Origin of the sequence: Pseudomonas arabinosi, from assembly GCF_047758675.1 — a bacterium.
Classification (GTDB): Bacteria; Pseudomonadota; Gammaproteobacteria; order Pseudomonadales; family Pseudomonadaceae; genus Aquipseudomonas; species Aquipseudomonas arabinosi.
Genome location: NZ_CP180480.1, coordinates 4983133 through 5008769, shown reverse-complemented (window position 1 = coordinate 5008769; position 25637 = coordinate 4983133). Strand labels below are relative to the sequence as shown.

Genomic DNA, 25637 nt, shown 5'->3' with positions numbered 1-25637 from the left:
CCGAGTCGAACTCAGGTTTTGAAACCCATGAAGATCTGCCCCCTTGCCCCCTCTCCCCTTTGGGGAGAGGGCTGGGGTGAGGGGTGGCTCTCAGCCGTTTGGCAAAGCCAGCTGTGGCGGCGGGGCGAAGTCGAACGGCGCCAACGCAAACCCGTTCTCATCTACCTGCAACGCCCACCCCTGACGATCCCAATCCCCCAACACAATCCGCTTGGAGGCCTGCTCGCCAATCTGCAACTTGTGGATGGCCGGGCGATGGGTATGTCCATGGATCAAGGTCTTCACGCCATGGGCCTGCATGATCCGCGGCACTTCTTCCGGCGTGACATCCACAATGTCATTGGCCTTCATCCGCGTCTGCGCACGGCTTTCACTGCGCAGCTTGCGCGCCAGTTTATGCCGGGTGCCCAAGGGCAAGTGGCGCAGGATGAACAGGGTGATCGGATTACGCAGGTAGCGACGCAGCTTCATATAGGCTTCGTCGCGGGTGCAGAGGCTATCGCCGTGCATCAACAGCACCGGCTCACCGTAAAACTGAACGACACTCGGGTCTTTCAACAACGTGCAGCCGGCCTGTTTGCAGAAGGCCTGGCCGAGCATGAAGTCGCGATTGCCGTGCATCAGAAAAATGGCCGTGCCGCTGTCGCTGAGTTCGCGCAGGGCCTGGCAGATGGAACGCTGGAACGGCGTCATGGCATCGTCGCCAATCCACGCCTCGAAAAAGTCGCCCAGGATGTACAACGCACTCGCCGAGCGGGCGCGTCCGGCGAGCAAATCCAGAAACGCCCGGCTGATGTCCGGGCGCTCCTCTTCCAGATGCAAGTCTGAAATCAGCAGTATCACTCAATGATCTCGGCTTTCTCGATGATCACGTCTTCTGCTGGAACGTCCTGGTGGCCGGACTTCATGGTGGTGGAAACACCTTTGATCTTGTCCACTACGTCGGTGCCTGCAACGACTTTGGCGAATACCGCGTAGCCCCAGCCCTGAGTGGTCTTGGCGCTGTGGTTCAGGAAGCTGTTGTCAGCCACGTTGATGAAGAACTGGGCGGAAGCCGAATGCGGCTCCATGGTGCGCGCCATGGCAACGGTGTACTTCTCGTTTGGCAGGCCGTTGTCGGCTTCGTTCTGGATGCTTGGGCGCTTGTCTTTCTTTTCTTTCATGCCTGGCTCGAAACCGCCGCCCTGGATCATGAAGTTACCGATGACGCGGTGGAAAACGGTGTTTTCGTAGTGACCGGCTTTGACGTACTCGATGAAGTTGGCAACGGTCAGCGGTGCCTTTTCAGCGTTCAGTTCCAGGACGATGTCGCCATGGTTGGTGGTCAGTTTGACTTGGGTCATGATCGGGGACTCTTTTTAAAAAAAGCGTTTTCTGGGAATTCGTAGGTTTCGGGGCATTGAAGCCCTCAACCGGTCCGGCCAATTTTGGCCAAGATGCGCAGTTTAGCGTGCCAAGCGCGAATTTCGAGGCTGTTTTTCATTTGCATCCGATTAAATGCAGCCGTTTTTTGCCCTGCGCTGTCAGCGACTTGACGGCATCGGCTATGATAAGCCCCTTTGTTTTAACAGCCGCTTTGATTTGGCCAACTGGCCGCGCACTTGTACGTTCAAGGATCCTATGAGCAAGCCCACTGTCGACCCTACCTCGAATTCCAAGACCGGCCCTGCCGTGCCGGTCAATTTCCTGCGCCCGATCATCCAGGCGGACCTGGACTCGGGTAAGCACACGCAGATCGTCACCCGTTTCCCGCCTGAGCCGAACGGCTACCTGCACATCGGTCACGCCAAGTCGATTTGCGTGAACTTCGGCCTGGCCCAGGAATTTGGCGGCGTCACGCACCTGCGTTTCGACGACACCAACCCGGCCAAGGAAGACCAGGAATACATCGACGCGATCGAAAGCGACGTCAAATGGCTGGGCTTCGAATGGTCCGGTGAAGTGCGCTACGCCTCGCAGTATTTCGACCAGTTGCACGATTGGGCCGTTGAGCTGATCAAGGCCGGCAAGGCCTACGTCGATGACCTGAGCCCTGAACAGGCCAAGGAATATCGCGGCACGCTGACCGAGCCGGGCAAGAACAGCCCGTTCCGCGATCGCTCCGTGGAAGAAAACCTCGACTGGTTCGCCCGCATGAAGGCCGGTGAATTCAAGGACGGCGCACGCGTGTTGCGGGCCAAGATCGACATGGCCTCGCCGAACATGAACCTGCGCGACCCGATCATGTATCGCATCCGCCACGCTCACCACCACCAGACCGGTGACAAGTGGTGCATCTACCCGAACTACGACTTCACCCACGGTCAGTCGGACGCCATCGAAGGCATCACCCACTCGATCTGCACCCTGGAGTTCGAAAGCCATCGTCCGCTGTACGAGTGGTTCCTCGAGAACCTGCCCGTGCCGGCGCAACCGCGTCAGTACGAATTCAGCCGTCTGAACCTGAACTACACGATCACCAGCAAGCGCAAGCTCAAGCAACTGGTCGATGAAAAGCACGTGTTCGGCTGGGACGATCCGCGCATGTCCACGCTGTCGGGTTTCCGCCGCCGTGGCTACACGCCTGCGTCGATCCGCAATTTCTGCGACATGGTCGGCACCAACCGTTCTGACGGCGTCGTCGATTTCGGCATGCTCGAGTTCAGCATCCGTCAGGATCTGGACCAGAACGCTCCGCGCGCCATGTGCGTGCTGCGTCCGTTGAAGGTGGTGATCACCAACTACCCGGAAGACCTGGTCGAGAACCTCGAACTGCCGCGTCATCCGCAGAAAGAAGAACTGGGCGTGCGCAAGCTGCCGTTCGCCCGTGAAATCTACATCGACCACGATGACTTCATGGAAGAGCCGCCAAAAGGCTACAAGCGCCTGGAACCCAACGGCGAAGTGCGTCTGCGTGGCAGCTACGTAATCCGCGCCGACGAAGCGATCAAGGACGCCGATGGCAACATCGTCGAACTGCGTTGCTCGTATGACCCGGAAACCCTGGGCAAGAACCCTGAAGGCCGCAAGGTCAAAGGCGTGGTGCACTGGGTGCCGGCCGCTGCCAGCGTCGAATGCGAAGTGCGTCTGTACGATCGCCTGTTCCGTTCGGCCAACCCTGAGAAGGCCGAAGACAGCGCCAGTTTCCTGGACAACATCAACCCTGACTCGCTGCAAGTCCTCACCGGTTGTCGTGCTGAGCCTTCGCTTGGCAATGCACAGCCGGAAGACCGTTTCCAGTTCGAGCGCGAAGGTTACTTCTGCGCGGATATCAAGGACTCGAAGCCCGGTCATCCGGTGTTCAACCGTACCGTGACCTTGCGTGATTCGTGGGGCCAGTGATTACAGGCCTGACCGGCCTTGATAAATAGGCAACATAAAGTGCTTACGATCTACAACACGCTCACCAAGAGCAAAGAAGTCTTCAAGCCGCTGGATGGCAATAATGTGCGCATGTATGTCTGCGGGATGACCGTGTACGACTACTGCCACATTGGCCACGGCCGCAGCATGGTCGCGTTTGACCTGGTGACCCGCTGGTTGCGGTTCAGCGGTTATAACCTGACTTATGTGCGCAACATCACCGACATTGAGGACAAGATCATCAATCGGGCCAAGGAGAACGGCGAGCCGTTCGACGTGCTGACCGAGCGCATGATCACCGCAATGCACGAGGACGAGGCGCGCCTCAATATCCTCAAGCCGGACATGGAACCGCGGGCCACCGATCACATCGCTGGCATGCAGACCATGATCCAGACCCTGATCGACAAGGGTTACGCCTACGCTCCGGGGAATGGCGACGTGTATTACCGCGTCGCCAAGTTCATGGGCTACGGCAAGCTGTCGCGCAAGAAAATCGAAGACCTGCGCATCGGTGCGCGGATCGAAGTCGACGAATCCAAGCAGGACCCGCTGGACTTCGTGCTGTGGAAGGGCGCCAAGCCGGGCGAGCCGAGCTGGCCTTCGCCTTGGGGCGACGGTCGTCCGGGCTGGCACATCGAGTGCTCGGTGATGTCCACCTGCTGCCTCGGCGAGACGTTCGACATTCATGGCGGCGGCAGCGACCTCGAGTTCCCGCACCACGAAAACGAAATCGCCCAGAGCGAAGCGGCCACCGGCAAGACCTACGCCAACGCGTGGATGCATTGCGGCATGATTCGCATCAATGGCGAGAAGATGTCCAAGTCCTTGAACAACTTCTTCACCATTCGCGACGTGCTGGAAAAGTACCACCCGGAAGTCGTGCGTTACCTGCTGGTGTCGAGCCACTACCGCAGCGCGATCAACTATTCGGAAGACAACCTCAAGGACGCCAAAGGCGCACTCGAGCGTTTCTACCATGCGTTGAAAGGCCTGCCGAGCGTGGCGCCTGCTGGCGGCGAAGCTTTTGTCGAGCGTTTCACTCAGGTGATGAACGACGACTTCGGTACGCCGGAAGCCTGCGCGGTGCTGTTCGAGATGGTTCGCGAGATCAACCGTCTGCGTGAGAGCGATCTTAATGCGGCGGCAGGTCTGGCAGCGCGCTTGAAGGAATTGGCGAGTGTGCTGGGTGTGTTGCAGCTCGAAGCTGATGACTTCCTGCAGGCCGGTGCTGAAGGGCGGGTTGATGCGGCTGAGGTTGATGCGTTGATTGCTGCGCGTCTGGCGGCTCGTGCGGGCAAAGACTGGGCCGAATCCGACCGTATCCGCGACCAGCTCACCGCCATGGGCGTGGTGCTGGAAGACGGGAAGGGCGGCACGACCTGGCGATTGGCTGACTGATTGCTGCGTTTGCTACAAACAAAACCCGCCTTGTGCGGGTTTTTGTTTATGCGCAGGGCGCAAGTGCTGTGGTGACAGGGCTGGCGCCATCGCGAGCCAACCACAACCCGTACGGCTCACTCGTCATTCAGTCTGGCGCAACCGCTTGTAAAGGGTATTTCGGCTGACTCCCAGCCGTCGGGCCAAGTGCGAAATATTCCCTCCCGCCGCCTGCAACTGCCGATTCAAATCCTCGGCATCATTCAAATCCACCGCCAACGGCTCCGGTAAATCCACCGGCTCCATCTCCATATCCACAAAAAAATCATCCGGCAAGTGCTCCGGCCGCACGGGTTGTTCCTCGGCCATGGCCAGCGCCACCTGCATCACGCTGCTGACCTGCCTTAAATTCCCCGGCCACGGATGACGGCTGAACAACTCCAGCACCTCGCGGCTCAACCCGGCCCACTGCGATGGCTCGCGGTGTTGTTCCCACAGACGTTTGAACAAAGCCTCTTTATCACTGCGTTCTCTTAATGGCGGCAGTTCCAGGGTCAGGCCACCAATCCGGTAATACAAATCCTCGCGAAACCGCCCCAACTGCACCTGTTCACGCAACGAGCGGTTGGTCGCCGAAATAATCCGGATATCCACCGGGAACAACTCGCTGCTGCCCACCGGTTGTACGCAACGCTCCTGCAACACTCGCAGCAGTCGAGCCTGAGTCGGCAACGGCATATCGCCGATTTCATCAAGGAACAGGGTGCCTTTGTCGGCCTTGCGGATCAGCCCGATGCTGCCTTTCTGGTTGGCACCGGTGAACGCGCCTTTCTCGTAGCCAAACAGCTCGGACTCCACCAGTTCGGCGGGGATGGCTGCACAGTTGACGGCAATGAAGGGCTTTTTGCTCCGGGAACTGGCTTGATGCAGGGCTTTGACGAAGACTTCCTTGCCGACCCCGGTTTCGCCGTGGATCAATAACGGGATGTCTTTTTCCAGCAAGCGCTCGGCCTGGCGCACGGCTTTTTCCACGCGGCTGTCACCGAAATGCAGGGTATTGAGGCTGATCGCTGCCGGTGTCGCCACCGTGGGCTCAATAAACACTCGCGCCTGAATCACTGCCTGTTTCGGCCGCCTCAACAGGCACTGGAAGCGGTTGCGTCCTGAGGTTTGCAAGGCGAAGGGCAAGCCGTCCGGCTGGTTCAACAACTCCAGCAGCGAAACCTTGAACAGACTTTCGACGCTGACCCGCGACAGGCTGATGCCCAGCAGATTGTCGGCCCGGCGGTTGGCGGACAGCACCTGTCCGGTTTCATCAAAGATCAGCAGCCCGGCCCACTGGCTGTCGAGGTTGTTCAGTCCGGTGTTGAAGGTCAGCTGGAAATGCTGGCCATGGAACAGGTTGAGGATCAGCCGGTTTTCCACGGTCTGACTCATCATCTTGACCATGCCGAGTGTGTGGGACGGCGGCAGGTAGCTGTCGCTGGACACATCCAGCACCGCGATGACCTTGCGTTCGGCATCGAAAATCGGTGCGGCGGAACCGGTCATGAAACGGTTGGCCTTGAGGAAATGTTCGTCGTGCTCGATGTGCACCGCCTGCTCGCAGGCCAGGGCGGTGCCGATCGCATTGGTGCCGCTGCAACGCTCCATCCAGCTGGCGCCAGCGCTGAAACCGCGGGTCAAGTTCGGCTCGATAAAACGCTGGGTGCCCCAGGACGTCAGCACCTGGCCCTGATTGTCGGCGAGCATGATCAGGCAGTTGGAGTTGCTGAGGATGTTCTCGTAATACGGCAGGACTTCCTGGTGAGTGGTTTGCACCAGTGAGTGCTGGCTCTCCAGCAATTGCGCAATGCCCTCGGCCGGCAACTGATCGAACGCCGGGGCGCTCTGATGATTGAGGCCGAACGCGCGGCAACGGGACCAGGAGTCCTGGATGATGGCGTCGTGGGAGAGCGGCAAGGCGGGTGCGGCCATGGCAGTCGATCTCTGAGCATTATTATTTTTGTTATGTGCAGCGCGATTCAGAATTTCCCGCAGTAAAAGCATCCGTAGAGTGTTGTTCACTATTGTTCATTGTCAACCGTCGGGTTGTTCAATTGTTCAGTCGCGGTTGTTCATTTCTGTTCAGCAACGAACGCGGTTTTTCTTCCACTTGAAGGATTCTCAAGCCGGATCAATGGCTTGCAATTTCTGGCACGAATGTCGCTCTGTAGCTCCGGTCGCTTGACTCCAATAATAAAAAGGCCGAGCCATGTCATTAACCCTGGAGCACGTCAGCCGCACCGTCGAGGGCCAGACCTGGATCGACGATGCGTGCCTTAGTTTCGAAGCCGGATCCTTCAACGTTTTGCTCGGGCGTACGCTGTCCGGCAAAACCAGTCTCATGCGCTTGATGGCCGGTCTGGACAAGCCCGACAGCGGCCGCATCCTGATGAACGGCGTCGACGTCACCCAGCGCCCGGTGCGTTTGCGCAATGTGTCGATGGTCTATCAGCAGTTCATCAACTACCCGACCATGACAGTGTTCGAGAACATCGCCTCGCCCTTGCGCCAGGGCGGCGTGTCCAATGAGCTGATCCAGAGCAAAGTGCTGGAAACCGCGAAGATGTTGCGCATCGAGAAATTCCTCCAGCGCCATCCGCTGGAACTCTCCGGCGGCCAGCAACAGCGCACGGCGATGGCCCGGGCGCTGGTCAAGGATGCCGAACTTATCCTGTTCGATGAGCCGCTGGTGAACCTCGACTACAAATTGCGCGAAGAACTGCGCCAGGAAATGCGCGAGCTGTTCAAGGCCCGGCACACCATCGCCATCTACGCCACCACCGAACCCAACGAAGCCCTGGCGCTGGGCGGCACCACCACCATTCTTCACGAAGGTCGGGTGATTCAGAGCGGCAAGTCTTCCGAGGTGTATCACCAGCCGCAAACCGTGCTGGCGGCGGAGCTGTTCTCCGAGCCGCCGATCAACCTGATGCCGGGGCGTATCGCTGGCAACGAAGTCAGCTTCGCCAATTTCGTGCACTTCCCGCTGAACGTCGATCTGCGGCCGGTGGGCGAGGGCGAGTTCCGCTTTGGCGTACGGCCCAGCCATATTTCGCTGGTGCCGAGCAACGACGATGACCTGGAACTGGCGGTGACCGTCGAGGTGGCCGAGATCAGCGGGTCGGAAACCTTCCTCCATGTGCGCAACGAACATTTCCTGTTGGTGCTGCACTTGCCCGGCGTCCACGAATACGACGTCGATGCGCCGATTCGTATCTACATTCCGACCCATAAACTGTTTGTCTTCGATACGCAGGGGCGGCTGGTCCAGGCGCCCGGTCGCCGTATCGCGAGGGTTGCCTGATGGCCGAAATTCGTTTGCAGCACCTCGCCCACAGTTACACCCGCACGCCGACCGGCCCCGAGGATTATGCGATCCGCGAGATGGACCACGTCTGGGAGCAGGGCGGTGCTTATGCCTTGCTCGGGCCTTCAGGCTGCGGCAAGTCGACCTTGCTCAACATCATTTCGGGGCTGCTCAGTCCGTCCCAGGGTCAGGTGCTGTTCGACAGCAAAGTGGTCAACGACCTGACCCCGGAGAAGCGCAACATCGCCCAGGTTTTCCAGTTTCCGGTGGTCTACGACACCATGACGGTGTTCGACAACCTGGCCTTCCCGCTGCGCAATCAGGGCATGGCCGAGGCGAAAATTCACAGCAAGGTGCAGGAAATCGCCGAAGTCCTCGACCTCCAGGCGCTGCTGAGCAAGAAGGCGCGCAACCTCACCGCCGATGAAAAGCAGAAAGTCTCCATGGGCCGTGGGCTGGTGCGCGATGACGTGTCGGCGATCCTGTTCGATGAACCGCTGACCGTGATCGACCCGCACCTGAAGTGGAAGCTGAGGCGCAAGCTCAAGCAGATCCACGAGCAGTTCAACATCACCATGGTCTACGTCACTCACGATCAGCTCGAAGCCTCGACCTTCGCCGACAAGATCGCGGTGATGTACGGCGGGCAGATTGTGCAATTCGGTACGCCGCGAGAACTGTTCGAGCGACCGAGCCACACCTTTGTCGGCTATTTCATCGGCAGTCCGGGGATGAACCTGATCGAGGTTCAGCCGCAGCCGGGCGGTGTCGGTTTCGCCTCGACGCATTTGCCGCTTTCCGATGCTCAACAGAAACGCATCGCGGAGTCCGAGTCGAAAACCCTGATGGTCGGCATCCGTCCGGAGTTCGTGCATGTGTGGGACGAGCCATTTGATGAGGCGATGCAGGCACAGGTCGTACACGTCGAAGACCTTGGCACCTACAAGATCATGACCCTGAACCTCGACGGCGCTCCTTTGAAAGTGCGCCTGGCCGAAGACAAACCAGTGCCTGAGGGAACCGCCTACATCAGCTTCCCGGCTCAATGGCTGATGGTGTACGCCGACGAATATCTCCTGGAGACGTAGCCATGAACAAGGTGCAGAACAACAAGGCCTGGTGGCTGGTGTTGCCGGTGTTTTTGCTGGTGGCGTTCAGTGCGGTGATCCCGATGATGACGGTGGTCAACTACTCGGTGCAGGACATCTTCGACCAGTCCAGCCGCTACTTCGTCGGCGCCGACTGGTACAAGCAAGTGCTGCTCGATCCGCGCCTGCATGATTCTTTGCTGCGCCAGTTCATCTACTCCGGCTGTGTGCTGCTGATTGAAATCCCGCTGGGCATCGCCATCGCTTTGACCATGCCGACCAAGGGCCGCTGGTCGTCGCTGGTGCTGATCATCCTGGCGATTCCGTTGCTGATTCCGTGGAACGTGGTCGGCACCATTTGGCAGATCTTCGGTCGGGCGGACATTGGTCTGCTCGGCGCCAGCCTCAAGGCCATGGGCATCAACTACAACTATGCGGCCAACACCATGGACGCCTGGGTCACGGTGCTGGTGATGGACGTCTGGCATTGGACGTCGCTGGTGGCGTTGTTGTGTTTCTCGGGGCTGCGGGCGATTCCGGACGTGTATTACCAGGCGGCGCGGATTGATCGGGCCTCGGCCTGGGCGGTTTTCCGACATATCCAGTTGCCCAAGCTCAAGAGCGTATTGCTGATCGCGGTGATGTTGCGGTTCATGGACAGTTTCATGATCTACACCGAGCCGTTTGTGCTGACCGGTGGCGGTCCGGGGAATGCCACGACGTTCTTGAGTCAGACGCTGACGCAAATGGCGATCGGGCAGTTCGACCTCGGCCCGGCGGCGGCTTTCTCGCTGGTGTACTTCCTGATCATCCTGTTGGTGTCCTGGCTGTTCTATACGGCCATGACTCACTCTGACGCCAACCGCTGAGGTCTGCCATGAGCAAGCGTCTTACCCCTATGAAAAAAGTGATTCCACTGCTGATCTACATCCTGTTCCTGCTGGTGCCGATCTACTGGCTGCTGAACATGTCCTTCAAGAGCAACACCGAAATCCTCAGCGGCCTGACGCTGTTTCCGCAGGATTTCACCTTCGCCAACTACAAGGTGATCTTCACCGATCCGGCCTGGTACACCGGTTACCTCAACTCGCTGTACTACGTGAGCCTGAACACGGTGATTTCGCTGAGCGTGGCATTGCCGGCCGCGTATGCGTTCTCGCGCTATCGGTTCCTTGGTGACAAGCACCTGTTCTTCTGGCTCCTGACCAATCGCATGGCACCGCCGGCGGTGTTTTTGCTGCCGTTCTTCCAGCTGTATTCCTCGATCGGTTTGTTCGATACGCACATCGCCGTCGCGTTGGCTCATTGCCTGTTTAACGTGCCGTTGGCGGTGTGGATTCTTGAGGGTTTCATGTCTGGCGTTCCGAAGGAGATCGACGAAACCGCCTACATCGACGGCTACAGTTTCCCCAAGTTCTTCGTGAAGATTTTCGTTCCGCTGATTGGTTCCGGGATCGGTGTGACGGCGTTTTTCTGCTTCATGTTTTCCTGGGTCGAACTGCTGCTGGCGCGAACCCTGACGTCAGTCAACGCCAAACCGATTGCGGCAGTGATGACGCGCACGGTCTCGGCGTCCGGCATCGACTGGGGTGTGCTGGCGGCGGCGGGGGTGTTGACTATCCTGCCAGGCATGCTGGTGATCTGGTTTGTTCGCAACCACGTGGCCAAGGGCTTTGCCCTGGGCCGGGTCTGAGGAGCTGATGATGGAATGGATGAGTTGGACTGGCCCTACGGCGGCATTCTTCAGCGTCATTGCCTTGATCCTGGTGGGCATGACGACCTGGGAATTGCGTTCGCCGAGCATTCTTCGGCGTGGTTTGTTGCCGATTGCCACCACCCGTGGCGATCGGTTGTTTATCGGTCTTCTCGGCAGCGCCTACCTGCATTTGCTGGTAATCGGCGTCACCGACTGGAGCATCTGGGTGGCGTTCGCGTTGTCCCTGGTGTGGCTGTTGGCTGTGATGCGTTGGGGCTAGTCGAAATCGATCGGCAATGTTGCTCCGAAACCCAAACAGGAGGTCTCTATGTTCGACAAAAACAATAAGCTGCGACATAGCGTTTCATTGGCAGCCATGCTGGCACTCAGCGGGTTGAGCGCTGCAGCCTGGGCGGATGCCTATGAAGACGCCGCCAAGAAATGGATTGGCAGCGAATTCAAACCGTCTACCCTCACCCCGGAACAGCAGCTCGAAGAGTTGAAGTGGTTCATCAAGGCGTCCGAGCCGTTTCGCGGGATGAGCATCAAGGTGGTCTCGGAGACCATCGCGACCCACGAATATGAATCCAAAACGCTGGCCAAGGCCTTTACCGAGATCACCGGGATCAAGCTGACCCACGACTTGCTGCAAGAAGGCGACGTGGTGGAAAAGCTGCAGACCCAGATGCAATCGGACAAGAACATCTATGACGGCTGGGTCAACGACTCGGACCTGATCGGCACGCACTTTCGCTACGGCAAAACCGAATCGATCACCGACCTGATGGCCAACGAAGGCAAGGCTTACACCTCGCCGACCCTGGACATCAAAGACTTCATCGGCATCTCCTTCACCACCGCGCCGGACGGCAAGATCTATCAGCTGCCCGACCAGCAGTTCGCCAACCTCTATTGGTTTCGCGCCGACTGGTTCGAGCGGGCGGATCTGAAAGCAAAATTCAAAGAAAAATACGGTTATGAACTGGGCGTGCCGGTGAACTGGTCGGCCTATGAAGACATCGCCAAATTCTTCAGCGAAGACGTCAAGGAAATCGACGGCAAGCGTATCTACGGGCACATGGACTACGGCAAGAAAGACCCGTCCCTCGGCTGGCGCTTTACCGATGCCTGGTTCTCCATGGCTGGCGCTGGCGACAAGGGCATTCCCAACGGTTTGCCGGTGGACGAGTGGGGCATCCGCGTCGAGGACTGCCATCCGGTTGGTTCCAGCGTGACCCGCGGCGGCGACACCAACGGCCCGGCGGCGGTCTATGCAACCACCAAGTATGTCGACTGGCTGAAAAAATATGCGCCACCGGAAGCGGCGGGCATGACCTTCTCCGAATCCGGTCCGGTGCCATCCCAGGGCAACATCGCGCAGCAGATCTTCTGGTACACCGCGTTTACCGCCGACATGACCAAGCCGGGCTTGCCGGTGATGAACGCCGACGGCACGCCGAAATGGCGCATGGCGCCGTCACCGCGCGGGCCGTACTGGGAGGAGGGCATGAAACTGGGTTATCAGGACGTGGGTTCCTGGACTTTCATGAAGTCCACGCCTGAGAAGCAAAAACTCGCGGCCTGGCTGTACGCGCAGTTCGTGACCTCGAAAACCGTATCCCTGAAGAAAACCATCGTTGGCCTGACGCCGATCCGCGAGTCGGACATCAACTCGCAAGCCATGACCGACCTGGCACCGAAACTCGGTGGTCTGGTCGAGTTCTATCGCAGCCCGGCCCGTGTGCAATGGACCCCGACCGGGACCAACGTGCCGGACTATCCGCGTTTGGCGCAACTGTGGTGGAGCCACATCGCCGAAGCGGCCAGTGGCGAGAAAACCCCGCAACAGGCGCTGGATGGTTTGGCCAAGGATCAGGACGCGATCATGACCCGTCTGGAACGCTCGAAGGCGCAAGCCACCTGCGCACCGAAAATGAATCCCGAGCGCGACGCGCAGTACTGGCTGGACCAACCGGGTGCACCGAAGCCGAAACTGGCGAACGAGAAGCCTAAAGGTGAAACCGTGAGCTATGCCGAACTGCTGAAATCGTGGGAGGCGGCGCGTAAGTAATCGTCTGTAATGTGAAACGCGAACGGCACCGAAAGGTGCCGTTTTGCTTTGTGTCCGTTCCACCGCCATCGCGAGCAGGCTCGCTCCCACATTGAACCGCATTCTTTCTGACAGAACGTGGTCCCCTGTGGGAGCGAGCCTGCTCGCGATGGCGTCATTGAAAACGCAGCGGGCACTTCAGGTCAGCGCCGCCAGTTGTTGAACCGTTTCCGGAAAGCGCTCAACCAGCCGGATCAACGTTGTCGCCTGAGCATTAGGTTTCGCTCGTCCTTGTTCCCAGTTCTCCAGCGTCCGGGTATTCGTACGCAAATACATCGCGAATACCGAACGGGAAAGGTTGAGCTGTTGGCGTATGGCTACCACTTCCTCGGCAGTGATGGGCACCAGTTTTGGCAGTTTGACCTTGTGGCTCCGCAGCGTGACCTTGCCTTGGCGCTCGTCGGCCAAGGCTTCGAGGCCCTCCATCAGTTCGGAAAAAATGTCACGTTTCATAGTAGGTTCTCGTGTTGATTTCTCTATCCAGCGTTTGTCTGAAAAGTTTTTTCTGGGCAGGCGTCAGGTCGTCCTGCTCGTTTTTGCTGTACACCGTGAACAGCCAGAATTGATCGAAACCTGACCACCAGTAATAAATCACCCGTAATCCGCTGCGCTTGCCTTTGCCTCGTCGCTGGTCGGAGAAGCGGACTTTGCGCAAACCGCCCGTACCTTCCACGAGATCGCCCGCTTCCGGGTTTTTCAGCAGCTCCAGTTGAAAGCTGCGAAACAGTTCGTCGTCCAGGTAGTCATTTCTGTGCTTTTGAAATGCGGGTAATTCGATAAAAAGAGCGTCCATGTTCTGTACGTTATCTGCGTATGTTTCTATCACAAGAATCGAATAGGTCAAGGCTTCTGTTCCTGCCAAATTCGGTCAAGTCATTACGTTAAAGTCGAAGGCAGGATCGAGATGTAGGACGCGGCTGATTCACCCGCGAGGCGATTCTGGATATCGGGGGAAAGCGAGTCTGAACACGGTCATCGCACCGGGCAGGCTCTCAACTTCGGCCACCCCCTGATGCAAGCTCATGATCGAGCGCACGATGGCCAGGCCCAGTCCGGTGCTGCCTTGTGAGCGGGAGCGGCTGCTGTCGACGCGGTAAAAGCGGTCGAATAGATGCGGCAGATGCTGTGCTTCGATGCCTGCGCCAGGGTTGCTGACCCGCAGCGAAACCTGAGTCGCCTCTTGCTCAATGTGTAGCGAAACCGTTTGCCCTGCCGGGCAGTGGCGCAGGGCGTTGGATAGCAGGTTCGATATTGCCCGTTGAATCATCAAGCGGTCGCCCGGCACGCGTGCGTTGCCGGTCACGCTCAGGCTGATGCGCTTGTCTTGAGCCGACAAGGAAAACAGGTCGGCCACCTTTTCGGCTTCTTCTTCCAGGGCGACCGACTCGAAGGACGTGAGCGCTGCCGGGTTACTGGCCTGCGCCAGAAACAGCATGTCCGAGACAATCCGTGCGACACGCTCCAGTTCTTCGGTGCAAGACACCAAAACGTTTTTGTACGCCTCGGCCGTGCGTTCCCGGGACAGCGTCACCTGTGCCTTGCCCATCAAATTGTTGATCGGCGTGCGCAGTTCATGGGCCAGGTCATCGGAGAACTGCGACAACTGCTGCACACCATTATCGAGGCGATCCAGCATGAAGTTGATCCCCCGGGCCAGTTCACTGAGTTCCTGGGGCATGTCGAGCACCGACAGCCGATGGCCGAGGTCTTGCGTCGAGACCATCGCCGCCACTTTGCGAAACTCGCGCAGCGGCCTCAGCCCCCGCTGTACGGCGGCCCAGGCACTGAGGCCGATGAAGATCAGCAGCAACGGCAAAGCAATCAGCGTCGAGCGCAGATAGGCGTTGAGCAACGCCTGGTTGTGGGCATCGTTCATCGACAGCAGCACCGGGATGCGGGTGCCGTCCTTAATGCGGATCAACCGAGAGACGGTCAGGTAGCGCTTGTCTTGATCGTCGGTGCTGTCCGAGAACACCAGTTGTTCGTTGGCGGCCAGCGCTGTCTTGCGCTCAAGTCGCGGGTCGACCATGCCGGTGCCGGATTTCAACAGTGGCGTACGCAAGTTGGTGCGGTCATAAATCGTCAGGGTGAGGTTGTCATGGCCCATGACCTGATCGAGCAGAATGTGCGGCGCCGAACGAATTTCTGCGGAATCGGCGTATAGCGCCAGGCTGTGTTCCACCTGTTCCATCTTCTGCGCCAGGCTGTCTCTGGATAACACGTTCAGTTCATGGGTCAGGGCAAAGAAGGCCAATACAGCCAGGAACACCACCAGCACCGCCCCCAGGATGCTGACGGTCAGGCCCAGGCGCAGCGACAGGCTGGCCGGCTTCATTCCCGCGCCTCCAGCACATAGCCGACACCACGCAGGGTATGGATCAGTTTGCTGTCGAACGGGTCGTCGATCTTGGCGCGCAAACGCCGGATCGACACTTCGACCACGTTGGTGTCGCAGTCGAAATTCATGTCCCACACCAGCGAAATGATCTGGGTGCGGGTGAGCACCTCTCCGGACTGACGCATCAGCAGATGCAGCAGGGCGAACTCCTTGGTGGTCAGGTCGATGCGCTGCTCGCCGCGAAAGGCGCGATGGCGCCCCGGGTCGAGTTCCAGGTCGGCGACTTTGAGCACCTGCGGCACCGGGATGTTTTCACTGCGCCGCATCAGCGTGCGCACCCGCGCCAACAATTCGGGGAACTCGAACGGTTTGACCAGATAATCATCGGCGCCCAGATCCAGGCCACGAATCTTGTCGGCCAGACGCCCGCGCGCGGTGAGCATCATCACCCGGGTGGAGTGGGTGCGACGCAATTGTTCCAGCACGCCCCAGCCATCGAGTTCCGGCAGGTTCACATCCAGAATCACCAGGTCATACGCCTGCTGTTGCGCCAGATGCAGTCCATCGGCGCCGGTGGCCGCGTGGTCAACGATATAACCACTTTCCGTCAGTCCCTGATGCAAGTATTCGGCAGCTTTAAGCTCGTCCTCGACGACAAGGATTCGCATGATCTATCACCACTTTTATTTAATAGATATTTAATTAAGGTGGCCGGGAAAGTTGTTGTTTTTATAGGGGCTTCCGGACGGGGTTTAATAACGATTAGATGTTGTGAGTTTCTGGTTTCCTACAGAGATTTCCCTGTGTGATGGCGTGCAAGGTAAAGGCTGTAGTGGCTACAGAGTCAACTGAAATACTGGGTCTTGAGCCCTGAGAATGGCGATCTGCGACAGCCTGTCGCAGCAGGCAAGCCCGAGTTCCGAAGCGCCGCATTCAGGCAAGTGCTGTTTGGCAGATAACTGCCGTGTATTTGTTTCTGTGTATTGCTATGTCGCACTTCGCACTTCGTATCCTAGACCGAAACAACTTCTACAAACCGTGGATAACGGATTTGTAATGTTCCAGTCACCTTGCCGATAAGTTCAAAACCCTACCGTGGCGGCATCAAAGATTCTTGAATAAAGGAAGTCTTCCATTGCCCGGTTTAAAAGAACTGACGGCGCGATCACGCCTGAAAAAAACAGCGAGGACACTGACGGCCAGCGTTGTGTTGCTGGCCGGCACGGGTCTTGTGCATGCATCGACCCTGACCCTCGATCAAGCCCTGCAAACGGCATTCGCCGGTAACCCTGATCTGGCGGCGGCCCAGTGGGAAATCGGTATCGCCGAAGGGGATCGGCAGCAGGCCGGTCTGATCCCCAACCCCGAAGTGTCGTGGGAGGCTGAGGACACCCGCCGCGATTCGCGAACCACCACCGTGATGCTCAGCCAACCGATCGAACTGGGTGGCAAACGTGGCGCACGAATCGATGTCGCCAGCCGCGCACAGGACGCCGCCGGGATCGAACTGGAGCGCAAGCGCAATGCCTTGCGCGCCGATGTGATTCAGGCGTTCAACAGCGCCCAGACCGCACAACAACGCTTGCAGTTGTCGCGCCAGTCGCTGCAACTCGCCGAACACGGTTTGCGCGTCGCCCGAGGACGCATCGAGGCCGGTAAATCATCGCCAGTCGAAGGCACCCGTGCGCAAGTGCAACTCTTTGAAGTGCGCCTGGAACTGAGCCGCGCAGAACGCGATCAGGCCAACGCCTATCAGCAATTGGCGCAGGTCATGGGCTCACCGTTGCCAACCTCGACCACCGTGCAAGCGGCCACGCAAAGCATGCCCACGGTGCCACCGCCGACCCGATTGCTTGAGCGCCTGAACGAGACCGCGGAGCTGCGTCTGGCCAAATTGCAGATCGATCAGCGCGACGCCTCATTGGGTCTGGAAAAATCGCAACGCATTCCCGACCTGACCGTAAGCATTGGCAGCCAATACAGTGAAACCGAGCGCGAGCGGGTCAACGTAGTCGGGCTGTCGATGCCGATTCCGCTGTTCAATCGCAATCAGGGCAATGTGCTGGCGGCGGCGCGGCGCAGCGATCAGGCGCGGGATCTGCGCAACGCCACCGAGCTGCGTTTGCGCACGGAAATCCAGACCACCCTTGAGCAATGGCAGACCGCCAACGGCGAAGTCAAAGCGTTCAACCAAACCATCCTGCCCGCCGCGCAAAGTGCGGTCGACAGCGCCACGCGCGGCTTCGAAATGGGCAAGTTCGGATTCCTCGACGTGCTCGACGCCCAACGCACCCTGATCAGCGCGCGCAGCCAATACATCCAGGCCGTCAGCGAGGCGACGGACGCGCGAGTACGCATCGAACGCATCTTCGGCGACCTCTTCGTCAGCCCTTGAATTTCATCTTTTAGATCACTGCGCGATGGCATGGCGCAGAGGAGTTTCCATGGAAAAAAAACTGATCGTGGTTGCTGCGGCGACGTTGGCGCTGGGCATTGGTATTGGCTCGATGTGGCCGGGCAATGCGTCCATCGACGCTCACGCCGATGAAGCGGCGGAACACGCCGATCACGCTGAAGAAGGCGCTGCAGCCGACGGTGAACATACAGAAGAAGGGCACTTGGAGTTGAGCACCGAACAGATCACAGCGGCGGGCATTCAACTGGCCGAAGCGCGGGCGCAGAACATCAGCCTCGGCTTGCCGTTCCCCGGCGAAGTGCGCTTTGACGAAGACCGCACCGCGCACGTGGTGCCGCGCGTCCCCGGCGTGGTCGAGTCGGTGTCGGTCAATCTCGGGCAGTCGGTGAAGAAGGGCCAGTTGCTGGCGGTGATCGCCAGTCAGCAGATCTCTGATCAGCGCAGCGAACAGGCTGCCGCACAGCGTCGCCTGACCTTGGCGCGCACCACCTACGAACGCGAGAAAAAACTGTGGCAGGACAAGATCTCCGCCGAGCAGGATTTCCTTCAGGCACGTCAAGCATTGGAAGAAGCCGAAATTGCCCTGACCAATGCCCGGCAAAAAATCAGCGTGCTCAGTGGCAGCGTGGTTGCCACCGGCGGCAATCGCTATGAACTGCGCGCGCCGTTCGACGGCGTGGTGGTGGAGAAACACCTGACGCCGGGGGAGGTGGTCGATGAAACCACGGCGGCTTTTACGCTCTCCGACTTGTCGCGGGTGTGGGTGACGTTCGGTGTTTCGCCCAAGGATCTGAACAAGGTGCAAGTGGGCAAACCGGTCACCGTCAGCGCCCCGGAACTCAATGCCGAAGTCGCTGGCACCGTGGCCTACGTCGGCAGTTTGCTCGGCGAACAGACCCGCACTGCAACGGTTCGCGTGACCCTGGAAAATCCGCAAGGCTCGTGGCGCCCCGGCCTGTTCGTCACCGCGCTGGTGGCTACCGACAGTCGCCAAGCCAAGGTCGCCGTACCTGAAGCCGCGATCCAGACCGTCGAGGACAAGCCCACGGTGTTCGTGCGCACCGACGACGGCTTCAAGGCACAAGCGGTGGAGCTGGGCAGTCGCGCGGCCGGTTTGGTGGAAGTCACCCAAGGGCTGGAACCGGGCGTGCAAGTCGCCAGTGCCGGCAGCTTCGTCCTCAAATCGGAACTGGGCAAAGCCTCAGCTGAGCACTCTCACTGAAGACTCCCACCGATCCGCCCCCTCGACGAGAAGGTTCTCATGTTCGAACGCCTGATCCAGTTTGCCATCGAGCAGCGCATCATTGTGCTGCTCGCCGTTCTGCTCATGGCCGGCCTCGGCATCGCCAGTTATCAAAAGCTGCCGATCGACGCCGTGCCGGACATCACCAACGTCCAGGTGCAAATCAACACCGGTGCGGCCGGGTTCTCGCCGCTGGAAACCGAGCAGCGCATCACCTTCCCGATTGAAACTGCCATGGCCGGTCTGCCGGCGCTGGAGCAGACCCGTTCGCTGTCGCGTTCGGGGCTGTCGCAGGTCACGGTGATTTTCAAGGACGGCACCGATCTGTTCTTCGCCCGGCAATTGGTCAACGAGCGTTTGCAGATCGCCAGGGAGCAATTGCCCGAGGGCGCGGAAGCGCTGATGGGGCCGATTTCCACCGGGCTTGGCGAGATTTTCCTGTGGACGGTGGAGGCGCAGGACGGTGCGCTCAAGGACGACGGCACGGCCTACACGCCGACCGACCTGCGGGTGATTCAAGACTGGATCATCAAGCCGCAATTGCGCAACGTGCCCGGTGTGGCCGAAATCAACACCATCGGCGGATTCGCCAAGGAATACCAGATTGCCCCCGACCCGAAACGGCTGGCGGCTTACAAACTGACCCTCACCGATCTGGTCACGGCGCTGGAGCGTAATAACGCCAACGTCGGCGCCGGTTACATCGAGCGTAGCGGCGAGCAGTTGCTGATTCGTGCGCCCGGCCAGGTGGCGAGCGTCGAGGACATCGCCAACATCGTCATGGCCAATGTCGACGGTACGCCGATCCGGGTGAAGAACGTCGCGACCGTGGACATCGGTCGCGAACTGCGTACCGGTGCCGCCACCGAGAACGGTCGCGAAGTGGTGCTTGGCACAGTGTTCATGCTGATCGGCGAAAACAGCCGAACGGTCTCCCAGGCAGTGGCTACCAGGCTTGAACAGATCAACCGTTCCCTGCCCCAAGGCGTGATCGCGGTTCCGGTGTATGACCGCACGCACCTGGTGGACAAGGCCATCGCCACGGTGAAAAAGAACCTGGTGGAAGGCGCGATTCTGGTCATCGCGATTCTGTTCCTGTTTCTGGGCAACATCCGCGCGGCGTTGATCACCGCCATGGTGATTCCGCTGTCGATGCTGTTCACCTTCACCGGCATGTTCACCAACAAAGTCAGCGCCAACCTGATGAGTCTCGGCGCACTGGACTTCGGGATCATCGTGGACGGTGCGGTGGTGATCGTCGAAAACACCCTGCGGCGCCTGGCCCATGCGCAGCAGCGTCACGGGCGATTGCTGACCCGTTCCGAACGTTTTCACGAGGTATTCGCGGCGGCAAAAGAAGCGCGGCGGCCGCTGATTTTCGGCCAGTTGATCATCATGGTCGTGTACCTGCCGATCTTCGCCCTGAGCGGTGTCGAAGGGAAAATGTTCCACCCGATGGCCTTCACCGTGGTCATCGCACTGCTCGGTGCGATGCTCTTGTCCGTGACCTTCGTCCCGGCGGCCATTGCGCTGTTTGTCACCGGCAAGGTCAAGGAAGAGGAAGGCGTGGTCATGCGCGGCGCACGTCAGGTGTATGCGCCGGCGCTGGCCTGGGTGATGTCCCATCGAGCAGTGGCCGTGGGCACGGCGCTCGGGGTGATTGTGCTCAGTGGTGTGCTGACCAGCCGCATGGGCAGCGAGTTTGTGCCGAGCCTCAGTGAGGGCGATTTTGCCTTGCAAGCGTTACGCGTGCCAGGCACCAGCCTGACCCAGTCGGTGGATATGCAGCAGCGTCTGGAGACCTTGATCCTCAACAAGGTGCCCGAAGTCGAGCGCGTATTCGCCCGTACCGGCACCGCCGAAATCGCCTCCGACCCGATGCCGCCGAACATCTCCGACAGCTACGTGATGCTCAAGCCGAAGGAGCAGTGGCCGGATCCGGGCAAGTCCCGTGAAACGCTGATGGCCGAACTGCAACAAGCCGCCGCGACGCTGCCGGGCAGCAACTATGAACTGTCGCAGCCGATCCAGTTGCGCTTCAACGAACTGATCTCCGGCGTGCGCAGCGATGTGGCGGTCAAGGTGTTCGGCGATGACATGGACGTGCTCAACGCCACGGCGGCGAAGATCGCCGTCGCCATGCAGAAGGTCAACGGCGCGTCCGAGGTCAAGGTCGAGCAAACCACCGGCCTGCCGGTGCTGACCATCAACATCGACCGCGACAAGGCAGCGCGTTACGGGCTCAACGTCGGCGATGTACAGGACACCATTGCGGTAGCGGTCGGTGGGCGCCAGGCAGGGACATTGTACGAAGGTGATCGGCGTTTCGACATGGTGGTGCGTCTGTCCGATGCCATGCGCAAGGACATCGAAGGCTTGTCGGCGCTGTTGATTCCGGTGCCGGCGCTCCTGAGTGGTGCTGCCGATCAGATTGGCTTCATCGCCCTCAACGACGTCGCCAGCCTTGATCTGGTGCTCGGGCCTAATCAGGTCAGCCGCGAGAATGGCAAGCGGCTGGTGATTGTCAGTGCCAACGTGCGTGGGCGGGATATTGGCTCCTTCGTTAAAGAGGCCGCGGAGGTGATCGAGCGCGATGTTCAGGTTCCGGCGGGTTACTGGACCAGCTGGGGCGGGCAGTTCGAGCAGTTGCAATCGGCGGCCAAACGATTGCAGATTGTGGTGCCGGTGGCTTTGTTGCTGGTGTTCGGGCTGCTATTCATGATGTTCAACAACCTCAAGGACGGCTTGCTGGTATTCACCGGGATTCCGTTTGCGTTGACTGGCGGCGTCATGGCGTTGTGGCTGCGGGACATTCCGCTGTCAATCTCGGCGGGTGTCGGTTTCATTGCGCTGTCGGGGGTGGCGGTGCTTAACGGCCTGGTGATGATCGCGTTCATCCGCAACCTGCGGGAGGAGGGGCGTTCACTCAGTGATGCGATCAACGAAGGCGCGCTAACGCGGCTGCGACCGGTGTTGATGACGGCGCTGGTGGCGTCTCTGGGCTTCATTCCGATGGCTTTGGCGACCGGCACGGGTGCCGAGGTGCAACGTCCGCTGGCAACGGTGGTGATCGGCGGGATTCTGTCTTCGACCATCCTGACGCTGCTGATACTGCCGGCGTTGTATCAGTTGGCGCACCGACGCGACGAAGACGCAGCTTCAACTAAGTAGGTGATCCCCTGTGGGAGCGAGCCTGCTCGCGATAGCGATCTGTCGGTCGGCAATGATGCTGACTGATCCACCGTCATCGCGAGCAGGCTCGCTCCCACAGGTTTTGTGTCTTGTATCAGAGCTGCGGCCACATAACGGATATGTAATCTCCACGCCACCGTCACGAAAGGTTCGGATTGTTACCTTGATCCCGTCAGTTAATTAAACGAGGAATCAAACATGAAACTTGCACAACTGAGTGCGTTTGCGGTGGCGTTGGTGATGTCTTCCATGGCATTGGCCGAAGGCGGCGGCGACCGAACTTTCGAAAGAATGATGACCGCCAATGACCGCTCCGTAGAGCTGTTCGTAGCCAAGGAACAGGCCCGCGACCCAGTCGTCGTCAATGAAAAGAAGGGCGACAACACCAAAGACTTGTAAGCGTGTCGCACTTGAACAAGCCCGTCGTCGAGTCCCGATGCCGGGCTTTTTTATGAAGGTATTGAACATGAAACTTATCAAGTTGATGACGTTCGCCGGTGTGATGGCGATGTCCCTGAATGTGCTGGCTGAAGGTGGGGGCGACCGGACGTTCGAGAGAGCGCTCAGTGCCAACACCAAAGCCATGGAGCAATACGCGGCCAGCCAGGGCAAACCGGCGCCGGTGGTCAAGGATTATGAATACGGGATGAAGCTGGACGTGGTGAAAGTGGTGAGCGTTGTGCGGCCGCAAGTTGCCTGCGCTGTAGTTCCCACCGCAATGACCTACGAAGACTCGAAGGGCCAACTCAACACCATCAAATACACCGTGGCAGGCGATTGCCGCAATCGCGGCGGCTGACACCAATTCCCCTGGGGAGCTGCCGAAGGCTGCTCCTGCAGTGCTCAATCTACAGGCATAAAAAAGGCGCCCCGAAGGACGCCAAAAGATTCACCTCTTACCAAAGGAGCAAGGAGCTTCTAAAGGTGAATTTGCATAAACCGTGAAGTCAGAGAATCGCCAGCGGATACTCGATAATCACCCGCACTTCATCCAGATCCGATTCATACGCAGTGGCGCGGGTATTGGCCTGACGCAGGCGCAGTGACATGTCCTTCAGCGAGCCGCTCTGCACCACGTATTTGACTTCGATGTCACGCTCCCAGCGCTTCTGATCGGTCAGCGGGTTGCCGTCGGCATCGCGGCGCATGTACACGGCGTTGGCACTGGAATAGTCGGCGTCGGTGCCGCGGCCGTAACGGGTCATGAACGACAAACCCGGCACGCCATAGCTGCTCATGTCGAGGTCGTAACGCACCATCCACGAACGCTCCTTGGGCGAGTTGAAGTCGCTGTACTGGATGGAGTTGTCGAGGAAGATCGAGTCGGACTGGCGCAGGTAGTCGAAGTCGTCGTTGCCGTTGTTGCGCTGGTGCGATAACGCAACGGAGTGGGCGCCGAGTTTCACCCCGACCCGGCCGCTCCAGATGTTGTTGTCGAAGGTGCCGAGCAGTTGTTTGCCTTCGTCGACCGCCTTGTAATAGTTCAGGCCACCGAACAGCGACAGGTCATCCGACAGTGGGTAAGTCCACGCAGTGCCGGCGTAGTACTGATTCCAGGCTTCCTTGAGGCGACTGGAATACAGGCTGAAACTGAGGTTTTTGTTCAGCGCGTAGTCGCCACCGAAATAGCCGACCCACGGCGAGTTGACCGGGCCGCCATAGAAGGTCGCGAAGTTCTCGCGCATGTCGCTGGACACCGGTTGGCTCATCGCATGCAGGCGACCGCCCTGTACCGACAGACCTTCGATACTGGTGTTGGTGGCCGTGACACCCCGGAAGCTTTCCGGCAACAGTCGGGAGTCACCCGCCGCAACCACCGGGTTGGCGGGGAACACATCGCCGACCTTCACCACCGTATCGAAGGCGCGCACTTTGGCGGCGCCACCGACCTTGGTGTATTCGTCCCGCGCCTGGCCATCACTGTCGACCGGCAGCACATCAAACGAACTACGGCCACCGTTGCGCCCGTCACCGGTATCAAGCTTCAAACCGATCATCGCAAACGCATCGACACCGACCCCGACGGTGCCCGGTGTAAACCCTGATTCGAACTTGCTGATGACCGCATGGGCCCATGCCTCGGAATAACCATTGCCGGTGGGGCTGGACTGGCCGTCACGGTGATCACGATTGAAGTAGAAGTTGCGGTTGAGCACCGTCAGGCTGCTGCCCTCGACAAACCCCTCGGCTTTATCTTCCGCCAACACTATGGACGGCCCGGAGCCGACAACCACAGCTAAAGCGGCTATCGACATTTTTGTATTGTTAACCATCAATCACTCCTTGGGTTCGGCAGAACGGGAACGTGCTTCGGCGTGGGTTTTATTGTTCGGCGGGCAAGGGCCCGCCGGCATGGTCGCCGGGTGACATCGTCGCAAGCTGCGGATAACGCCAAGGTGATGGGGGAATTACAATTTCGTCATGTGCATCTGATGTTGCCCGATCAGACCAAAACAGCCAGATCCGTGTACCGGGCAACCAATGGATCGGCGGTGAGGAGTTTCATGGGTTCTGTCATGGCCGTTGCAACAATGAGGCGGTCAAACGGGTCCCGATGGTGATGTTCGAGGTCCTTCACGGCAATGGCGTGTTCTGAGGTCACGGGTAGTTCGATGAACCCGCTGTCGAGGCAGTACTGCCGGATTTCCTCCAGGTCAACGTTCAGCTTTCCCAGCCCGACCTTGATCGCCATCTCCCAGAATGTCGCTGCGCTGATGTAAATGTCGGCAGCGTTCTGAATAAGCGTTCTGGCTTTGCCGGATAGCCTGGGGTCATCGCTGAGCGTCCAGAGCAATATATGCGTGTCGAGCAGAAGCCTCATTCTTGAGTGCCTTCAAAAGCATCAAGCATGTCGTTCGGCAATGGAGCGTCGAACTCTTCGGGCAGTACCAGTTTGCCTTTCATTGCTCCGATACGCTGTGCGCAGGGTTTTCCCGCGGGAACGAGGCGGGCAAGTGCCCGACCATGTTTGGTAATCGTGATGACCTGTCCCGCGGCGGCGTCATCGACGAGTTTAGATAGATTGTTTTTTGCTTCTGCCAACGGAACAATGATCATCATGTGTCTCCCGTATTCTGGACAAATATAGCCAGAATTTTTGGGGGCGGCAAAGTTGTGCGGTTCCTCATTGATGACGGAGGCTAGTTTGGCGGCTTTCGCTTTTGGGTGTAGCAGTGAGACTTTTCCTTGGCGCTCAGCGGCCAAAGCATCGAAGCCTTCTACCAATTCTAAAAAGATGTCACGTTTCATTATTCGTTCTCGCCTTGATTGCTCTATCCAGCAGTCACTCAAGATAGAGCCAAGTGCTCAATGCTGGCTGTAGGACGAGGCGGATAGTCCGGCGAGAGCTTTCGGGGATTGCGAGAGGAGGGGAGTGCAGCGGTAACAAATCGTACAAACGCAAAAACGGCACCCGAACAGACTGTGTGAAAACACACTGATGGTGATTTCAAGCAAACGCCCCGACTTGTTCGGGGCGTT

General features: G+C 59.0%; 23 protein-coding genes. 13 read left to right on the top strand and 10 right to left on the bottom strand.

Going from position 1 to position 25637, the window contains the following annotated elements; all coding sequences use genetic code 11:
* Positions 1-90 precede the first annotated feature (90 nt).
* Both lpxH and ACMXYJ_RS23355 read right to left on the bottom strand, forming a co-directional pair.
* Positions 91-843 carry a UDP-2,3-diacylglucosamine diphosphatase gene (gene lpxH, locus ACMXYJ_RS23360; protein ID WP_415757109.1) on the bottom strand — a complete coding sequence of 251 codons (753 nt, stop codon included), beginning with the start codon at positions 841-843 and terminating at the stop codon, positions 91-93.
* On the bottom strand, positions 840-1343 hold the full coding sequence (locus tag ACMXYJ_RS23355; RefSeq protein WP_128869400.1) for a peptidylprolyl isomerase: 504 nt from the start codon (positions 1341-1343) through the stop codon (positions 840-842). The genes lpxH and ACMXYJ_RS23355 overlap by 4 nt, the downstream gene beginning before the upstream one ends.
* A gap of 277 nt (positions 1344-1620) precedes the next feature.
* On the opposite strand from ACMXYJ_RS23355, the gene ACMXYJ_RS23350 reads away from it, so the two are divergent.
* Together ACMXYJ_RS23350 and cysS are read left to right on the top strand one after the other, a co-directional pair.
* Entirely contained in the window at positions 1621-3321 is a 1701-nt protein-coding gene (locus tag ACMXYJ_RS23350) for a glutamine--tRNA ligase/YqeY domain fusion protein (protein WP_415757108.1), read from the top strand.
* 39 nt (positions 3322-3360) lie between these two features.
* Positions 3361-4743, top strand: coding sequence for a cysteine--tRNA ligase (cysS, locus tag ACMXYJ_RS23345; protein ID WP_008146072.1), 1383 nt, complete (start codon positions 3361-3363; stop codon positions 4741-4743).
* Positions 4744-4866: 123 nt separating this feature from the next.
* Here cysS and ACMXYJ_RS23340 read toward each other — a convergent pair whose 3' ends face one another.
* A complete protein-coding gene (locus ACMXYJ_RS23340) occupies positions 4867-6699 on the bottom strand; it encodes a sigma-54-dependent Fis family transcriptional regulator (protein WP_415757107.1) in 1833 nt (610 codons plus the stop codon).
* Positions 6700-6976: 277 nt separating this feature from the next.
* Here ACMXYJ_RS23340 and ACMXYJ_RS23335 point away from each other — a divergent pair, with 277 nt between their 5' ends.
* From ACMXYJ_RS23335 to ACMXYJ_RS23310, 6 genes are read left to right on the top strand one after another with little or no spacing between them, the layout of a single operon-like run.
* Positions 6977-8071 (top strand): ABC transporter ATP-binding protein, encoded by a 1095-nt coding sequence (locus ACMXYJ_RS23335; protein WP_415757106.1) that lies wholly within the window; start codon positions 6977-6979, stop codon positions 8069-8071.
* The gene (locus tag ACMXYJ_RS23330; protein ID WP_415757105.1) at positions 8071-9162 is read left to right on the top strand and encodes an ABC transporter ATP-binding protein; all 1092 of its coding nucleotides are present in this window, start codon (positions 8071-8073) and stop codon (positions 9160-9162) included. The genes ACMXYJ_RS23335 and ACMXYJ_RS23330 overlap by 1 nt, the downstream gene beginning before the upstream one ends.
* A 2-nt stretch (positions 9163-9164) precedes the next feature.
* The gene (locus ACMXYJ_RS23325; protein WP_415757104.1) at positions 9165-10031 is read left to right on the top strand and encodes a carbohydrate ABC transporter permease; all 867 of its coding nucleotides are present in this window, start codon (positions 9165-9167) and stop codon (positions 10029-10031) included.
* A gap of 29 nt (positions 10032-10060) precedes the next feature.
* Positions 10061-10855: a carbohydrate ABC transporter permease gene (locus tag ACMXYJ_RS23320; RefSeq protein WP_415760795.1), complete on the top strand. Its 795-nt coding sequence runs from the start codon at positions 10061-10063 to the stop codon at positions 10853-10855.
* A gap of 10 nt (positions 10856-10865) precedes the next feature.
* Complete coding sequence (locus ACMXYJ_RS23315; protein ID WP_008146061.1) at positions 10866-11138, top strand: DUF2160 domain-containing protein; 273 nt, start codon at positions 10866-10868, stop codon at positions 11136-11138.
* Positions 11139-11186: 48 nt separating this feature from the next.
* Positions 11187-12929, top strand: coding sequence for an ABC transporter substrate-binding protein (locus ACMXYJ_RS23310; protein ID WP_415757103.1), 1743 nt, complete (start codon positions 11187-11189; stop codon positions 12927-12929).
* Between the two features lie 177 nt (positions 12930-13106).
* On the opposite strand, the gene ACMXYJ_RS23305 is transcribed toward ACMXYJ_RS23310, so the two are convergent.
* The 4 genes from ACMXYJ_RS23305 to ACMXYJ_RS23290 all read right to left on the bottom strand — a co-directional run bounded on the left by ACMXYJ_RS23305 (position 13107) and on the right by ACMXYJ_RS23290 (position 15974).
* Positions 13107-13421 (bottom strand): helix-turn-helix domain-containing protein, encoded by a 315-nt coding sequence (locus ACMXYJ_RS23305; RefSeq protein WP_095128978.1) that lies wholly within the window; start codon positions 13419-13421, stop codon positions 13107-13109.
* Positions 13411-13761 carry a toxin gene (locus ACMXYJ_RS23300; protein WP_415760794.1) on the bottom strand — a complete coding sequence of 117 codons (351 nt, stop codon included), beginning with the start codon at positions 13759-13761 and terminating at the stop codon, positions 13411-13413. Before ACMXYJ_RS23300 ends, ACMXYJ_RS23305 begins: the two co-directional genes overlap by 11 nt.
* Before the next feature lie 129 nt (positions 13762-13890).
* Positions 13891-15303, bottom strand: a complete 1413-nt coding sequence (locus ACMXYJ_RS23295; RefSeq protein WP_415757102.1) for a heavy metal sensor histidine kinase — start codon at positions 15301-15303, stop codon at positions 13891-13893.
* Positions 15300-15974 (bottom strand): heavy metal response regulator transcription factor, encoded by a 675-nt coding sequence (locus tag ACMXYJ_RS23290; protein WP_007940896.1) that lies wholly within the window; start codon positions 15972-15974, stop codon positions 15300-15302. The genes ACMXYJ_RS23295 and ACMXYJ_RS23290 overlap by 4 nt, the downstream gene beginning before the upstream one ends.
* 467 nt (positions 15975-16441) lie before the next feature.
* Between ACMXYJ_RS23290 and ACMXYJ_RS23285 the strand changes: the two genes are divergently transcribed.
* The 5 genes from ACMXYJ_RS23285 to ACMXYJ_RS23265 all read left to right on the top strand — a co-directional run bounded on the left by ACMXYJ_RS23285 (position 16442) and on the right by ACMXYJ_RS23265 (position 22956).
* A complete protein-coding gene (locus ACMXYJ_RS23285) occupies positions 16442-17701 on the top strand; it encodes a TolC family protein (protein WP_415757101.1) in 1260 nt (419 codons plus the stop codon).
* A 49-nt stretch (positions 17702-17750) separates the two neighbouring features.
* Positions 17751-18944 carry an efflux RND transporter periplasmic adaptor subunit gene (locus ACMXYJ_RS23280; RefSeq protein ID WP_415757100.1) on the top strand — a complete coding sequence of 398 codons (1194 nt, stop codon included), beginning with the start codon at positions 17751-17753 and terminating at the stop codon, positions 18942-18944.
* A 39-nt stretch (positions 18945-18983) separates the two neighbouring features.
* Positions 18984-22136 carry a CusA/CzcA family heavy metal efflux RND transporter gene (locus ACMXYJ_RS23275; RefSeq protein WP_415757099.1) on the top strand — a complete coding sequence of 1051 codons (3153 nt, stop codon included), beginning with the start codon at positions 18984-18986 and terminating at the stop codon, positions 22134-22136.
* A 219-nt stretch (positions 22137-22355) separates the two neighbouring features.
* The gene (locus ACMXYJ_RS23270; RefSeq protein ID WP_415757098.1) at positions 22356-22556 is read left to right on the top strand and encodes a co-regulatory protein PtrA N-terminal domain-containing protein; all 201 of its coding nucleotides are present in this window, start codon (positions 22356-22358) and stop codon (positions 22554-22556) included.
* Between the two features lie 67 nt (positions 22557-22623).
* Complete coding sequence (locus tag ACMXYJ_RS23265; protein WP_415757097.1) at positions 22624-22956, top strand: DUF2790 domain-containing protein; 333 nt, start codon at positions 22624-22626, stop codon at positions 22954-22956.
* Between the two features lie 148 nt (positions 22957-23104).
* On the opposite strand, the gene ACMXYJ_RS23260 is transcribed toward ACMXYJ_RS23265, so the two are convergent.
* From ACMXYJ_RS23260 to ACMXYJ_RS23250, 3 genes are all read right to left on the bottom strand, one after another.
* The gene (locus ACMXYJ_RS23260) at positions 23105-24430 is read right to left on the bottom strand and encodes an OprD family porin (protein WP_415757096.1); all 1326 of its coding nucleotides are present in this window, start codon (positions 24428-24430) and stop codon (positions 23105-23107) included.
* Between the two features lie 170 nt (positions 24431-24600).
* The gene (locus ACMXYJ_RS23255) at positions 24601-24978 is read right to left on the bottom strand and encodes a type II toxin-antitoxin system VapC family toxin (RefSeq protein ID WP_095128987.1); all 378 of its coding nucleotides are present in this window, start codon (positions 24976-24978) and stop codon (positions 24601-24603) included.
* Entirely contained in the window at positions 24975-25406 is a 432-nt protein-coding gene (locus ACMXYJ_RS23250; protein ID WP_415757095.1) for a type II toxin-antitoxin system Phd/YefM family antitoxin, read from the bottom strand. The genes ACMXYJ_RS23255 and ACMXYJ_RS23250 overlap by 4 nt, the downstream gene beginning before the upstream one ends.
* Positions 25407-25637 lie beyond the last annotated feature (231 nt).